Annotated in this window: 11 protein-coding genes and 2 pseudogenes; 9 read left to right on the top strand and 4 right to left on the bottom strand. The window is 63.8% G+C overall.

What is annotated here, in order from left to right; all coding sequences use genetic code 11:
* Nucleotides 1-53: 53 nt before the first annotated feature.
* The 3 genes and pseudogenes from cobN to BKP54_RS28365 all read left to right on the top strand — a co-directional run bounded on the left by cobN (nucleotide 54) and on the right by BKP54_RS28365 (nucleotide 5,020).
* Nucleotides 54-3,828 (top strand): annotated as a pseudogene (gene cobN, locus BKP54_RS28375) (cobaltochelatase subunit CobN).
* 122 nt (nucleotides 3,829-3,950) lie between these two features.
* Nucleotides 3,951-4,595, top strand: a complete 645-nt coding sequence (gene cobO, locus BKP54_RS28370; protein ID WP_025427373.1) for a cob(I)yrinic acid a,c-diamide adenosyltransferase — start codon at nucleotides 3,951-3,953, stop codon at nucleotides 4,593-4,595.
* Nucleotides 4,595-5,020: an EamA family transporter gene (locus tag BKP54_RS28365; protein ID WP_025427372.1), complete on the top strand. Its 426-nt coding sequence runs from the start codon at nucleotides 4,595-4,597 to the stop codon at nucleotides 5,018-5,020. Before cobO ends, BKP54_RS28365 begins: the two co-directional genes overlap by 1 nt.
* A 55-nt stretch (nucleotides 5,021-5,075) precedes the next feature.
* Here the strand turns inward: BKP54_RS28365 and BKP54_RS28360 are convergent, their stop codons facing one another.
* From BKP54_RS28360 to BKP54_RS28345, 3 genes are all read right to left on the bottom strand, one after another.
* A complete protein-coding gene (locus tag BKP54_RS28360; RefSeq protein ID WP_025427371.1) occupies nucleotides 5,076-5,669 on the bottom strand; it encodes an isoprenylcysteine carboxylmethyltransferase family protein in 594 nt (197 codons plus the stop codon).
* 286 nt (nucleotides 5,670-5,955) lie between these two features.
* On the bottom strand, nucleotides 5,956-6,150 hold the full coding sequence (locus BKP54_RS28355; RefSeq protein WP_025427370.1) for a hypothetical protein: 195 nt from the start codon (nucleotides 6,148-6,150) through the stop codon (nucleotides 5,956-5,958).
* A gap of 547 nt (nucleotides 6,151-6,697) precedes the next feature.
* A complete protein-coding gene (locus BKP54_RS28345; RefSeq protein ID WP_025427369.1) occupies nucleotides 6,698-7,483 on the bottom strand; it encodes a TSUP family transporter in 786 nt (261 codons plus the stop codon).
* Nucleotides 7,484-7,939: 456 nt separating this feature from the next.
* Between BKP54_RS28345 and BKP54_RS28340 the strand changes: the two genes are divergently transcribed.
* The 6 genes and pseudogenes from BKP54_RS28340 to BKP54_RS28315 all read left to right on the top strand — a co-directional run bounded on the left by BKP54_RS28340 (nucleotide 7,940) and on the right by BKP54_RS28315 (nucleotide 13,371).
* Entirely contained in the window at nucleotides 7,940-8,398 is a 459-nt protein-coding gene (locus BKP54_RS28340) for a cobalamin biosynthesis protein (RefSeq protein WP_025427368.1), read from the top strand.
* Between the two features lie 136 nt (nucleotides 8,399-8,534).
* Entirely contained in the window at nucleotides 8,535-9,377 is an 843-nt protein-coding gene (gene cobA / locus BKP54_RS28335; RefSeq protein WP_025427367.1) for a uroporphyrinogen-III C-methyltransferase, read from the top strand.
* The gene (locus BKP54_RS28330) at nucleotides 9,374-10,675 is read left to right on the top strand and encodes a cobyrinate a,c-diamide synthase (protein WP_084815263.1); all 1,302 of its coding nucleotides are present in this window, start codon (nucleotides 9,374-9,376) and stop codon (nucleotides 10,673-10,675) included. The genes cobA and BKP54_RS28330 overlap by 4 nt, the downstream gene beginning before the upstream one ends.
* A complete protein-coding gene (gene cobD, locus BKP54_RS28325) occupies nucleotides 10,672-11,727 on the top strand; it encodes a threonine-phosphate decarboxylase CobD (protein WP_084815262.1) in 1,056 nt (351 codons plus the stop codon). The genes BKP54_RS28330 and cobD overlap by 4 nt, the downstream gene beginning before the upstream one ends.
* Nucleotides 11,728-12,701: pseudogene (gene cbiB, locus BKP54_RS28320) on the top strand (adenosylcobinamide-phosphate synthase CbiB). It abuts the gene before it with no gap.
* A gap of 241 nt (nucleotides 12,702-12,942) precedes the next feature.
* A complete protein-coding gene (locus BKP54_RS28315) occupies nucleotides 12,943-13,371 on the top strand; it encodes a L,D-transpeptidase (protein ID WP_025427363.1) in 429 nt (142 codons plus the stop codon).
* 141 nt (nucleotides 13,372-13,512) lie between these two features.
* Here the strand turns inward: BKP54_RS28315 and BKP54_RS28310 are convergent, their stop codons facing one another.
* Nucleotides 13,513-14,250: a Crp/Fnr family transcriptional regulator gene (locus BKP54_RS28310; protein ID WP_051509171.1), complete on the bottom strand. Its 738-nt coding sequence runs from the start codon at nucleotides 14,248-14,250 to the stop codon at nucleotides 13,513-13,515.
* Nucleotides 14,251-14,336: the final 86 nt, after the last annotated feature.

Genomic DNA, 14,336 nt, shown 5'->3' with positions numbered 1-14,336 from the left:
TTCCAGGAAAGCCATTTCACGCTTTTCCTGGAATTGCTCGAACGGACAGAAACATGCATCTGCTTCTCGCCCAGAAAGGAACGATCGCCGACGGCAACGAGGCGATCGACCTGGGGCAAACGCCGGCCGACGTGCTTTTCCTGTCGGCGCCGACACCGAGCTTTCGTCGATCGCGGCGGCCCATGGCCGGCGCGACGGGGAGCTGAGCCTGCGCATCGCCAGCCTGATGAACCTGATGCACCCGATGTCGGTCGACACCTATGTCGAGCGCACGGCAAGGCATGCAAAACTCATCGTGGTCAGGCCGCTCGGTGGCGCCAGCTATTTCCGTTATGTGCTGGAAGCATTGCATGCCGCCGCCGTCACCCACCGCTTCCAGATCGCGGTGCTGCCCGGCGACGACAAGCCCGATCCCGGCCTCGAGCCGTTTTCGACCGTTGAGGCCGACGACCGCCAGCGCCTCTGGGCCTATTTCACCGAGGGCGGCGCTGACAATGCCGGCCTGTTCCTCGACTACGCCGAGGCGTTGATCTCAGACGCGGAAAAGCCGCAGCCGGCAAAACCGCTGCTCAAGGCCGGCATCTGGTGGCCGGGCGCGGGCGTCATCGGCGTCAGCGAATGGAAGGCACGTGTCCAAGAGCGGATGGTCGCGGGGGAGGGATTCGAACCCCCGGCAGTCGGGATCTGCTTTTATCGCGCCCTGGTCCAGAGCGGCGAGACCCGGCCGGTCGAAGCGCTGATCGAGGCGCTTGCCGCCGAAGGCATGCGCGTGTTGCCGCTGTTTGTCTCCAGCCTCAAGGATGCCGTTTCGGTCGGCACGCTGCAATCGATTTTTTCCGAGGCGGCACCCGACGTGGTGATGAACGCCACCGGCTTTGCCGTTTCCTCGCCCGGTGCCGACAGGCAGCCGACCGTGTTGGAATCAACCGGCGCGCCGGTGCTGCAGGTGATCTTCTCCGGATCGTCGCGCGCGCAATGGCAGGCCTCGCCGCAGGGGCTGATGGCGCGCGATCTCGCCATGAACGTTGCCTTGCCGGAGGTCGATGGCCGCATTCTGGCGCGCGCCGTCTCCTTCAAGGCGGCCTCGATCTACGATCCCAAGGTCGAAGCCAACATCGTCGGGCACGAACCGCTTTCCGACCGGGTCCGCTTTGCCGCCAGGCTTGCGGTCAATTGGGCAAAACTGCGCCGCGCCCGTCCGGCCGAACGGCGGATCGCCATCATCATGGCCAATTACCCCAATCGCGATGGCCGACTCGGCAATGGCGTCGGGCTCGATACGCCGGCGGGCACGGTTGAAGTGCTGCGCGCCATGGCGAGCGAAGGTTATCCCGTCGCCGGCGTGCCTGAGGATGGCGATGCACTGATCGGCTACCTGATGGCTGGGCCGACCAACGCGGCGAGCCGCGATCGCGAGATCCGCGAAGTTCTTTCGTTCAGCGATTACAATACGTTCTTCGATTCGCTTCCGAAACAGATTCAGGATGAGGTCAGCGATCGCTGGGGTGCGCCGGAAACCGACCCGTTCTTCCTCGATGGCGCCTTCGCGCTGCCGCTTGCCCGCTTCGGCGAGATTGTCGTCGGCATCCAGCCGGCGCGCGGCTACAACATCGATCCGAAGGAAAGCTACCATTCGCCGGATCTGGTGCCGCCGCACGGATATCTCGCCTTCTACGCTTTCCTGCGCAACCAGTTCGGCGCGCAGGCCATTGTGCATATGGGCAAGCACGGCAATCTGGAATGGCTGCCCGGCAAGGCCTTAGCGCTGTCGGAGACCTGTTATCCCGAGGCGATCTTTGGGCCGCTACCGCATGTCTACCCCTTCATCGTCAACGATCCCGGCGAGGGCACGCAAGCCAAGCGCCGCACCAGCGCCGTCATCATCGACCATTTGACGCCGCCGCTGACGAGGGCGGAATCCTATGGGCCGCTGAAGGATCTCGAAGCGCTGGTCGACGAATATTACGACGCGGCCGGCGGCGATCCGCGCCGGCTCAGGCTGCTCAGCCGGCAGATCCTCGACCTCGTGCGTGACATCGGCCTCGACCACGATGCCGGTATCGACAAGGGCGACAGCGACGACAAGGCGCTGGAGAAGCTCGACGCCTATCTCTGCGACCTCAAGGAAATGCAGATCCGCGATGGCCTGCACATTTTTGGCGTTGCACCGGAGGGGCGGTTGCTGACCGACCTGACCGTGGCGCTGGCGCGGGTGCCGCGCAGCCTTGGCGAAGGCGCGACCAGAGCCTGCAGCGGGCGATGGCCGCGGATGCCGGGCTCGGCTTCGATCCGCTCGATTGCGTGATGTCCGATCCCTGGGAAGGCGCACGGCCGGACATGCTTTCCTCCATTTCCGATGCACCGTGGCGGACGGCCGGCGATACTGTCGAGCGCATCGAGCTGCTGGCGGCGGCGTTCGTTTCTGGCGAGACGCTCGCGCCCGAGGACTGGCCTGCCACCCGCACCGTGCTTGGCGAGATCGAGGCGCGACTGAAGCCATCGATCATCAACTCCGGCGCTGCCGAGATGGCCGGCTTTCTCACCGGCCTTGATGGCCGCTTCGTGGCGCCGGGGCCTTCCGGCGCGCCGACCCGCGGCCGTCCCGACGTGCTGCCGACCGGCCGCAATTTCTACTCCGTCGACAGCCGCTCGGTGCCGACGCCGGCGGCCTTTGAACTTGGCAAGAAATCCGCCGAACTGCTGATCCGCCGCTATCTGCAGGATCACGGCGAATGGCCGTCCTCATTCGGCCTGACGGCCTGGGGCACGGCGAACATGCGCACCGGCGGTGACGACATCGCCCAGGCCCTGGCGCTGATCGGCACCAAGCCCACCTGGGACATGGTCTCGCGCCGGGTGATGGGCTATGAAATCGTGCCTCTGGCGATGCTTGGCCGCCCGCGCGTCGACGTGACGCTGCGGATATCAGGCTTCTTCCGCGATGCCTTCCCGGACCAGATCGCGCTGTTCGACAAGGCGATCCGTGCCGTCGGGGCGCTTGAGGAAGACGATGCCGACAATATGATCGCCGCGCGCATGCGCGCCGAGACGCAGCGGCTGGAGGCGTCGGGCGTCGAGCCGGCGGAAGCCGCGCGCCGCGCCTCCTACCGCGTCTTCGGTGCCAAGCCCGGAGCCTACGGCGCCGGCCTGCAGGCGCTGATCGACGAGAAGGGCTGGGACAGCAAAGCCGATCTCGCCGATGCCTATCTCACCTGGGGCGCCTATGCCTATGGCGCCGGCGAGGAGGGCAAGGCGGGACGGGAGCTCTTCGAGGAGCGGCTGCGCACGATCGAAGCGGTGGTCCAGAACCAGGACAACCGCGAACACGACCTGCTCGACAGCGACGACTACTACCAGTTCGAAGGCGGCATGAGCCTTGCCGCCGAGCACCTGAGCGGCGCCCGGCCGGCGATTTACCACAATGACCACTCCCGGCCGGAAAAGCCGGCCATCCGCTCGCTGGAGGAAGAGATCGGCCGTGTGGTGCGCGCGCGCGTCGTCAACCCCAAGTGGATCGATGGCGTCATGCGCCACGGCTACAAGGGCGCCTTCGAGATCGCCGCGACGGTCGACTACATGTTTGCCTTTGCCGCAACCACGGGTGCCGTGCGCGACCATCATTTCGAGGCTGCCTACCAGGCTTTCATCGTCGACGAGCGGGTGTCAGGCTTCCTGCGCGACAAGAACCCGGCGGCACTCGCCGAGCTCTCGGAGCGGTTGCTGGAGGCGATCGACCGTAATCTCTGGATCCCGCGCTCCAACTCGGCACGCTTTGAACTGAGCGGCCGCACAACGGCTGCGGTGCGGCTTCGCGCCGGAAACGAATAGAGCAGCTCCGGGGAAAGCTTGAAACGGTTTTCCGTCCGGAGTTGCGCAATTGCAAAGAGTGAGATCGCGGGCGGTACTACGTCCGCATCCCACGATAGATTCATATGATTGAGGAGAACGTCATGAGCGAAGAAGTGGTGAGCACGGGTGAAGGTGTCGCCGAAAAGGACGATGCCCGCCATGCGATGAAGATGGCGAAGAAGAAGACCGCACGCGAAAAGATCATGGCGACGAAGACCGACGAGAAGGGTCTGATCATTGTCAACACCGGCAAGGGCAAGGGCAAGTCGACCGCCGGCTTCGGCATGATCTTCCGCCATATCGCCCATGGCATGCCCTGCGCCGTCGTGCAGTTCATCAAGGGCGCCTGGGAAACCGGAGAGCGCGACCTGATCGAGAAGCATTTCGGCGATGTCTGCCAGTTCTATACGCTCGGCGAGGGTTTTACCTGGGAAACGCAGGACCGCGCCCGCGACGTGGCGATGGCGGAAAAGGCCTGGGAGAAGGCCAAGGAACTGATCCGCGACGAGCGCAACTCGATGGTGCTGCTCGACGAAATCAACATCGCGCTGCGCTACGACTATATCGACGTGGCCGAAGTCGTGCGCTTCCTGAAGGAAGAAAAGCCGCACATGACCCATGTGGTACTGACCGGCCGCAACGCCAAGGAAGACCTTATCGAAGCCGCCGATCTGGTGACCGAGATGGAATTGATCAAGCATCCGTTCCGCTCCGGCATCAAGGCGCAGAAGGGCGTCGAGTTCTGATGAGCCAGAGCTGGCAGTTCTGGGCTCTGCTTTCGGCTGCCTTTGCGGCGCTCACGGCAGTGTTTGCCAAGGTCGGGGTTGCCCAGATCAACTCCGACTTCGCCACGCTGATCCGCACCGTCGTCATCCTCCTCGTGTTGGCCGGCATCGTCGCGGCAACGGGGCAATGGCAGAAGCCTTCGGAAATCCCGGGGCGGACATGGCTGTTTCTGGCACTTTCCGGCCTTGCCACCGGCGCCTCCTGGCTTGCCTATTTCCGCGCCCTGAAGCTCGGCGATGCGGCGCGGGTGGCGCCGATCGACAAGCTGTCGATCGTCATGGTCGCCATCTTCGGCGTGCTGTTCCTCGGCGAAAAGCTCAACCTGATGAACTGGCTCGGTGTCGTTTTCATTGCCGCCGGCGCGCTGCTGCTGGCGGTGTTTTGAGGTCGGGTGCGGGTCCAGCCGCCGCAGGTTCCATTGGCGCGCAATCCGCGTGATTTCAGATCCACCGCCGGACGCGCTTGCAATAGGCGCCATACGCCTCGCCAAAAGCGCGGGAGAGGTACGTTTCCTCCATGCGGATCTGATAGGAGATCGATATCCAGGCTGAGAGAGTGAGCGCCACCGAGGCGACGTTCGGCACGGCCAGCACGGTGCCGGTCAGCGCCGTGACCATGCCGACATAAATCGGGTTGCGGGAAAACGCGTAGAGGCCGGAGGTGACCAGCGGCGCGTCCTGCTCCTCCGGTATGCCGATCTTCCACGAGTGGCGCATCGCCCATTGCGACAGCATCGTCAACCCGCCGCCGAGCGTCATGAGCACGAGGCCAACGGCGTGAAGGAGCGGCTTGTCGAGCATCGGGATCCGGCCGAGCGTGGCGCCGACCGCATCGGGAAAGGCGGCGATCGCCAGGAGATGAACCACCAGCGCCGCCACGATCATCCGAAAGAGCTTGCCGGCAAAACCTTCCGCGTCGTTGCCATAGGTCAGCACAACGGGCGAGCGGCCAGACTGCACGCGGCGCAGGATCGCCAGCGCCAGGGTGAACAGGCCGACGACAAGCATCAGGATGGCGGGCAGGGTGGTAAACATTGGAACCTCAAGGCGAGCGAAGGACAGCACGACGCTTCGCGGGCAGGCGGCCCCATGCGGCCCCTGACTGGCGAAGCATGAGTGGCACTCTGAAATCTCTAGCGACTAGAGGCTCAAGGTGCGGCCTTGCTCGACTTTCGTCTTGGTTACGGGAATTTCACCGGCGAGCCGACGGTGAGAGGTGACACCCGCGGGGGCCTTGGGGAGGACGTCACCGCTTCCCGCCATAGCCGCATATTGCCAAAATTCAGGGCGGCCGCAGCCGCCCTTTTTGCATTAGGCTGGATCAGCGAAAGGTCCTGCCGTTCGAGTACTTGTCGGACGATGTCGTGGTTTGGCCCGAGCGGTTTTTGCCCCATGCCAGTTCAACTTGGCCTGCAGTTTTGACAGTGGGCTTCTTCTCGGTTGGCGTCGACGGCACAGCAGCAATAGCGGAAGTCGCAAACGCGAGTGATGCCACTGCGGCGATAATAATTTTCATTGTAATCTCCTAAGTTCGAACCTCCCGCCAAGGAGTGCGGGAGACTTGGCCTTCTGTAACGGGCCTTGAGTCAATCCCTTGTGAGCTTAATCCCTCGCCGAGTGCTTGCTTCTGTTCGCAGTCGACGCTGGGCCGCTGCTCTATGGGGTCTGCTGAGGACCGGCTGGCCAATCTAGGGGCGCGCAGTCACCTGAGTGCTGCGCCCAAGTCTGCGGCCTAACCCATCCATCGTCCCGGCGAAGGGACCTCGCTCGGGGGGGCTGATGGCAGTGCCCACCCGAAACCTGTGTTGTTGTCTCCTTCCGGCTCAAGCGGCCATGGCTGGCGTCACCTTGTGGGGAATGAAGTTGGTTCTGTCCATGAGCATGTGGTGCAACACCACCGCCAGCTTGCGGGCCAGTGCGACACGCGCCTTTCTGGGACCCGCACGTCAGGCGACCGCCAACGCCCAGCTCTTCAGATCCGAGCCTTTGACCGGTCGCGTGAGGATGACGTTGGCCGCCTGCGCTCGGCAGCACAGGCAAACAGCGCGTAGGTGGGTCCCGCCTCAGAGCCCCAGCCAGATGCGCAGCGGATGTGTCGGGTCGGCCAGCAACCGGGCGGCCAGCGCGATCGAGACGACGACGAGCAGCGGCTTGATGATCTTGGCGCCTTTGGCCATGGCATAGCGCGAGCCGACCTGGGCGCCGAGGAACTGGGCGACGCCCATCATCAGGCCGATCTTCCACAGGATGGCGCCGAAGAACAGGAAGACGGCGAAGGCGCCGACATTCGAGCCGAAGTTCAGGAATTTCGTATGTGCCGTCGCCTTCAAGACGCCGAATCCGGCAAGCGTGACGAAGCCGAGCATGAAGAACGAGCCGGTGCCGGGACCGAAGACGCCGTCGTAGAAGCCGATCAGCGGCACGAGCGTCAGCGTGAACACGAACGGCGTGATGCGGCGGTGCTGGTCGACGTCGCCCATGTTCGGCTTGAGGCCGAAATAGAGCGCGATGGCAATCAGCAGGAAGGGTAGGATCGCCTTCAGAACGTCGCCGGGAACGACGGTCGCGAGCAGCGCGCCCAACACGGAGCCCGCCGCCGACATCAGCGCCATCGGCAATTGCTCTTTCAGGTTCACGTGACCGCGCCGGGCATAGGAAAGGGTTGCCGAGCCCGAGCCGAACAGCCCCTGCAGCTTGTTGGTGCCCAGCGTCTGGAGCGGCGGGATGCCGGCAATCAGCATGGCGGGAATGGTAATCATGCCGCCACCGCCGGCGATCGAATCGATGAAGCCGGCAATGAAGGCGGCAACGAACAGGAACACGAGCAGGTGGAAAGCGAGATCTTGCACGGGAGAGACTCGAGGAGGGAGGAGTATGCAGGCCTTTCTCGCCTTGTGTCAGAGGCCGCGGCGAAATGCAAAGCCTTCTGTCGTGGTGCATCTGCGATGCTCGTCGCAAGATGAGAATTCTCTCAAGAAATCAGTGCCTTATTCTGAGACTATGGGTACTCGGATGGGCGTTTGCTGTCTTCCGTCGATTGCCGGTTCTGGCGGTATGCGCGCGCCGAAGGCGAGTGGTGGGTTTCGTCAAACGCGACATGGCGATGGCGCAATCCGGTTTGACCCGTGCGGTTGCCTCCGGTAAAAATGACGGATGTGCGACGGCGTCCGCTTCTGGCGGACTGAAAGAGCGTCCGATGCGGCCGACCCAGGCAGGGGGCTGGAATCGGTGCTGTCCAGACCGACCCGGGATTTGAGCCGGGCGGCGCTTCGTGTGGATTGCCGCGAAGGGGGCCGAGGTCGACCATGAAATCATCCAGCATAGCGCGGCGACCGCCGGGACCACTCGTCCTCGGTCTTGGCTGCGAGCGCGGCACGCCGATTGATGAAGTGATTGCGCTTGCCGAAAAGGCGTTGGCGCAGGCCGGCGCTGACAAAGCCGATATCGGCTTCGTCGCCTCGCTCGACGCGAGGCGCGGCGAGCCGGCGATCCACGCTGCCGCCGAGCACTTTGCCGTGGCCGCACGCTTCTTCGATGCGGCGACGCTTGAAGCCGAAGCGCCCCGGCTGCAAAATCCCTCGGCGATTGTCTTTGCCCATACCGGCTGCCACGGTGTTGCCGAGGGCGCCGCTCTTGTCGGCGCCGGCTCGGCAAGCGTGTTGCTGGTTGCCAAGCTCACGTCTTCACATGCAACGGCAGCGATTGCCGGGCCTGCCGATCACCGTCTGGCAATCATGCCGGCAACCCTGGCGGCCGCATCATGAGCTATTTCTCGGATCGCGTTTTGGTAAAGATATGCAAGATATTTCAAATAACTATGCGGAATTCCTGTGAATCTGAATCCGCTCGGTGCCAAGGCAGTTCAGCGGTAGGCTTTAAGCGCGTGGCGGGAGAAACGGCATGAACGACACGATTTTTTCCGGCCTGCCTGCGCTTGAGCCCGGTACCGTCTGGCTCGTCGGCGCTGGCCCGGGCGACCCCGGCCTGCTGACGCTTCATGCCGCCAATGCGCTGCGGCAGGCGGATGTCATCGTTCACGACGCGCTGGTCAACGAGGACTGCCTGAAGCTCGCCCGGCCGGGCGCCGTGCTGGAGTTTGCCGGCAAGCGCGGTGGCAAGCCTTCGCCGAAACAGCGCGATATTTCTCTCCGGCTCGTCGAGCTGGCGCGCGCCGGCCAGCGCGTCCTGCGTCTCAAGGGCGGCGATCCCTTCGTCTTCGGGCGGGGTGGCGAGGAGGCGCTGACGCTGGTCGAAAACCGCATCCCGTTTCGCATCGTGCCGGGCATTACTGCCGGGATTGGTGGGCTTGCCTATGCCGGCATTCCCGTCACCCACCGCGAGGTCAACCACGCCGTCACGTTCCTGACCGGTCACGACTCCTCCGGCCTAGTGCCGGACCGCATCAATTGGCAAGGCATTGCCTCGGGCTCGCCCGTGATCGTGATGTACATGGCGATGAAACATATCGGCGCCATCGCCGCCAATCTCATTGGTGCCGGGCGCTCGCCGGAAGAGCCGGTGGCCTTCGTCTGCAATGCGGCAACGCCGGAGCAGACGGTGCTCGAAACGACGCTGGCGCGCGCCGAAGCCGATGTTATCGCTTCCGGTCTGGAGCCGCCGGCGATCGTCGTCGTCGGCGAGGTCGTGCGCCTGCGGGCGTCGCTCGACTGGATCGGGGCGCTTGATGGGCGGCAGCTTGTGGCCGATCCTCTTGCAAGCCGCGGGCTCAGGGATCCCGCATGAGCGGATTGCTGATCGCCGCGCCCTGTTCGGGCTCCGGCAAGACCACGGTGACACTCGGGCTGATGCGCGCCATGCGACGGCGCGGCATGGCGATCGCGCCGGGAAAGGCAGGTCCTGATTATATCGACCCGGCATTTCATACCGCGGCGAGCGGCGAGCCCTGCCTCAACTATGACCCTTGGGCCATGCGCCCCGCGCTTCTCGCGACAAATGCGGCCTACGCCGCCGATGGGCGCACGCTCGTCGTCGAGGCGATGATGGGCCTGCATGACGGTGCCGCCGACGGCAGCGGTGCGCCGGCCGATCTTGCCGAGGCACTCGATCTCGCCGTCATCCTGGTGGTCGATTGTGCCCGCATGTCGCATTCGGTGGCGGCACTGGTGCGCGGTTATGCCGATCACCGCAAAGATATCCGCGTTGCCGGCGTCATTCTCAACAAGGTCGGCAGCGATCGGCATGAGATGATGCTGCGCGATGCGCTGACGCGCGTGGCCATGCCTGTCTTCGGCGTGCTGCGGCAGGATGGTGCCCTGAAGCTGCCCGAGCGGCACCTCGGCCTGGTGCAGGCAGGAGAACACGGCACGCTTGAAACTTTCATCGACTATGCGGCGGACCGGGTCGAGGCGACCTGCGATCTCGACGCGATCCGCGCTGCGTCAGCACTTTCACCGGAAGAGCGGGTGATGGCCGAGGTCACCCGGTTCAAACCGCTCGGCCAGCATATCGCCGTGGCACGGGATGTGGCCTTCGCCTTCTGCTACGAACACCTGCTCTTCGGCTGGCGCCGCGCCGGGGCGGAAATCTCCTTCTTTTCGCCACTTGCCGACGAAGGCCCGGACGTGGCGGCCGATGCGGTCTATCTGCCGGGCGGCTATCCCGAGCTTCATGCTGGACGCCTGCAGGCGGCGGCAGCCTTCCGATCCGGTATCGGGACGGCGGCCAGGCGTGGCGCGCGGATCTTCGGCGAGTGCGGCGGCTACATGGTGCTGGGCGAGGGGCTTGTCGCGGCCGACGGTGCGCGCTACGAAATGCTCGGCCTGCTGCCGCTCACCACAAGTTTTGCCGAGCGCAGGCGGCACCTCGGCTACCGCCGCGTCGTGCCCCTCGACAACACATTCTTCGATGGACCCATGACGGCGCACGAATTCCACTATGCGACCATCGTCTCGGAAGGGGCAGCCGATCGGCTGTTTTCCGTCAGCGATGCCGCCAGCGTAGATCTGGGGCAGGCGGGTTTGAAGCGCGATAATGTCGCCGGCTCGTTCATGCATCTCATCGATATTGCGGGCAGGCCATGAGCGCGCCGATCGTGCATGGCGGCGGCGTCACCGAAGCCGCTGCCCGTTTCGGCGGCCGCTTCGAGGACTGGCTTGACCTGTCGACCGGCATCAATCCGCGCCCGGTCGAATTGCCGCCGGTGCCGCAGCAGGCCTGGCACCGGCTGCCCGACAAACTGACGATCGATGGCGCGCGCGCTGCCGCCGCCAGCTACTACCGAACCGATGGTATCCAGCCCTTGCCGGTTCCCGGCACCCAGTCGGTGATCCAGCTGTTGCCGCGGCTGGTTCCTACCGGTCGCCGCGTCGCGGTCTTCGGCCCGACCTATGGCGAATACGCACGCGTGCTGGCCGCGGCAGGCTTTGCCGTCGATCGGGTGGAGCGTGCCGAGGATCTTGGCGTCGACCACGGCCTTGCAGTTGTGGTCAACCCCAACAACCCGACCGGCCGCGCCTTCCAGCCGGCAGGAATCCTGGCGATGGCGGCGACGATGGCGGCGAATGGCGGCGTGCTGGTCGTCGACGAGGCCTTCGGCGATCTGGAGCCGGACTTCAGTGTCGCCGGCCAAGTCGGCGCCCACGACAATCTCATCGTCTTCCGCTCCTTCGGGAAATTCTTCGGTCTGGCTGGCCTGCGCCTGGGCTTCGTCGTGGCAGCCGATACCGTGCTCGATGCATTTCGTGAGTGGCTCGGCCCCTGGGCAGTGTCCGGGCCGGCGCTGGTTATCTCCAAGGCATTGATGTCCGGCGATACGCAAGCGATCGCCGCGGGCATTCTTGAGCGTCGCGCTGGGCTCGATGCGGTTCTTGATGAGGCCGGTCTCAAGCGCATCGGTGGAACCGGGCTGTTCGTGCTGGTGGAACATGCCGATGCCCATGCCTTGCACCGTCATCTCTGCGAGGCGCAGATCCTGACGCGCAAATTCGACTACGATTCTCGCTGGCTCAGGATCGGGCTTGCGCCCGATGCGGAAGGTGACCGGCGACTGGCGGACGCCCTGCGCCGTGGGGACGCGTTGCGCCCTGGGGACGCGTTGCGCCCTGGGGACGCGTTGCGCCCAGGGGAGTGCTGAGTGTCGAGCGAGATTCTTCTCATCCTTGTGGCTGCCCTGCTGCTTGATCGTGTCGTCGGTGATCCGGACTGGCTCTGGTCACGCCTGCCGCATCCCGTGGTGTTTTTCGGCAAGGCGATCGCGGTTTTTGATGGGGCGCTGAACAGGCATGAGAGCCTCGGTGCCGGCGCCCTGAAAATACGCGGTATCCTGACGATCGGCGTGCTGCTGCTTGCCAGCGTGCTTGCCGGCAGCATCCTGCACCGCTTGTTCTCGGTGATGGCCCCCATCGGCTACCTGCTCGAGGCTGTCGTCGTTGCGGTGTTCCTGGCGCAGAAGAGCCTTGGCGATCATGTCCGGCGCGTTGCCGAAGGCTTGCGGTTGGGGGGGCTGGAAGGCGGCCGAAACGCCGTGTCGATGATCGTCGGGCGCGACCCGAAGACGCTCGATGCGCCCGCCGTCTGCCGCGCCGCGATCGAAAGCCTTGCCGAGAACTTTTCCGATGGGGTGGTGGCGCCTGCCTTCTGGTATGCGGTTGCCGGTCTTCCCGGGCTGCTCGCCTACAAGATGCTGAACACCGCCGATTCGATGATCGGCCACAAATCGCCGAAATACCTCAATTTCGGCTGGGCCTCCGCCCGGCTCGACGATGTCGCCAACCTGCCGGCAGCGAGACTATCCGTCCTGTTGATCGCTGCCGCGCCTGGCTGCATCGTGGGCGCCCCGCGGCGGCCGATGCGATCGGAGTGGCGTTTCGCGATCACGGCCTGCACCGCTCCCCCAACTCAGGTTGGCCGGAAGCGGCGATGGCCGGCGCGCTGGACCTGCAGCTAGCGGGTCCGCGCGTCTATGGCGGGGTCATGGTCAGCGAACCGATGATCAATGGGCCTGGCCGCGCCGTTGCCGAAAGCGAAGACATCGACGCCGGTATCGCTGTATTCTATGGTGCTTGTTCGGCAATGACCTTGGCTGTTCTTCTGATCGCCATGATTTGATCGGTTTCTACCGCGTATCCACGGCAAGTTGATCTTGGCATTAAGATTTTTCTTTCCATATGTATTAAACTTGCAACATTACGGGCCGGTTATTCTCTGCGGACGTTTGGTTCCACTGATTGCGGCCTTGCGGGTCAAATATGACGCGCAAAGGATGCTGCAACGCGCCTGAAGCCTGCTGCGGGATTTTCTCCGCTGATCGGAGGCATGCAGTCGAGGTTTCACACGCGGGGAGTGAAGCATGCGACACACATCCCTGATTGTGGTGATTGCCGTTCTGATGCAGTTTTCCGTTCAGCCGCTGAACGCCGCCAATCTCGTTGCCAAGATCAGCCTCTCCTCCCAGACGATGGTGGTAAAGCAGAACGGCGTCGTGATGTATCGCTGGAAGGTTTCCACCGCGCGCAAGGGCTATGTCACGCCGAAGGGGAGCTGGAAGGCCAAGTGGCTTTCGCGCAATCATCGCTCGAAAAAATATGATGATGCGCCAATGCCTTACGCCGTGTTCTTCAACGGTGGCTATGCTGTTCACGCGACCTATGATGTCAAGCGCCTGGGCCGCCCTGCCTCACACGGATGCGTGCGGTTGCATCCCAACAATGCCGCGGAGTTCTTCGCGCTTGCCCGTGAACACGGGCTGAAAAACACGCGCATCGTCATCACGCGTTAAAAGCATTTCCAGGAAAAGTGCGGAGCGGTTTTCCGTCGGAGAATGCATAAAACAAAGAGATAGAGCATTTCCCGGAGAAGTGCGCAGCGGTTTTCCGCGACTTCTTTAAAGCGGAAACGCGCTGAACCTTGGACGGCGGACTCAGTCGATGCCGGCCACCTGCATCAACCGGTCCATGCTTGGCACGGTGACGTGACGGCTGTTTTCGATGTGGATGACATTGTCCTTGCGCAGCTTGGTCACCTGCCGGCTGACGGTCTCGATCGTCAGGCCGAGATAGTCGGCGATATCGGCGCGCGACAGTGGCAGATCGAATGCTGTTGCCGTGCCGTTTTCCGGATCGATGTGAGTGGCGATGATATAGAGAAAGCTCGCCACCTTTTCCTGCGCGGTCTTGCGGCCGAGCGTCAGCATCCAGTCGCGCGCTTCGTCCAGTTCCTTCAGCGCCTGTTCGTGCAGGCGGTGTTCAAGGCCCGGCGCATCGGCAACGAGCCGCTCGATGACATTGCGCGGGAACGAACAGATGTCGGTGTCGATCGCCGCTTCGGCGGTCAGCGCGCTTTCACGCGTGAACGGCCGGCCCATGAAATCGGGAGCGAACTGCAGGCCGACGATCTGCTGGCGTCCGTCGGAGAGAACCTTGCTCAGCTTGACGACGCCGCTGATGATGTTGGCGTAGCTGTCAGTCATTTCGCCCTGGCCGACGACCTCGCGACCGGGTTCGACACGCCTGCGGGTCGAATGCCGGCTGAGGTCGAGAAGCTGGTCAGCAGTCAGCGTGCCGCAGACGCCGCCGTGGCGCGCCTCGCAGGCAGCACAGACGGCTGGAATGTCCGAATTGTGGATATCCTTGCGGCGATGTTCGGTCACGATCTGCAAATCTTTCTTCCCTGCATCGGGTTTGTTCGAGGGACCAAAGAGGATGCGGGCGGTTAAATCAAGAGTTGACAGGTGCTAATTCCGGA

It is taken from the genome of Ensifer sp. 1H6, assembly GCF_001976035.1.
GTDB classification, from domain to species: Bacteria; Pseudomonadota; Alphaproteobacteria; order Rhizobiales; family Rhizobiaceae; genus Ensifer; species Ensifer canadensis.
The sequence above is the reverse complement of the archived record's forward strand: the minus strand, read 5'-3'. Positions and strand labels throughout refer to the sequence as shown.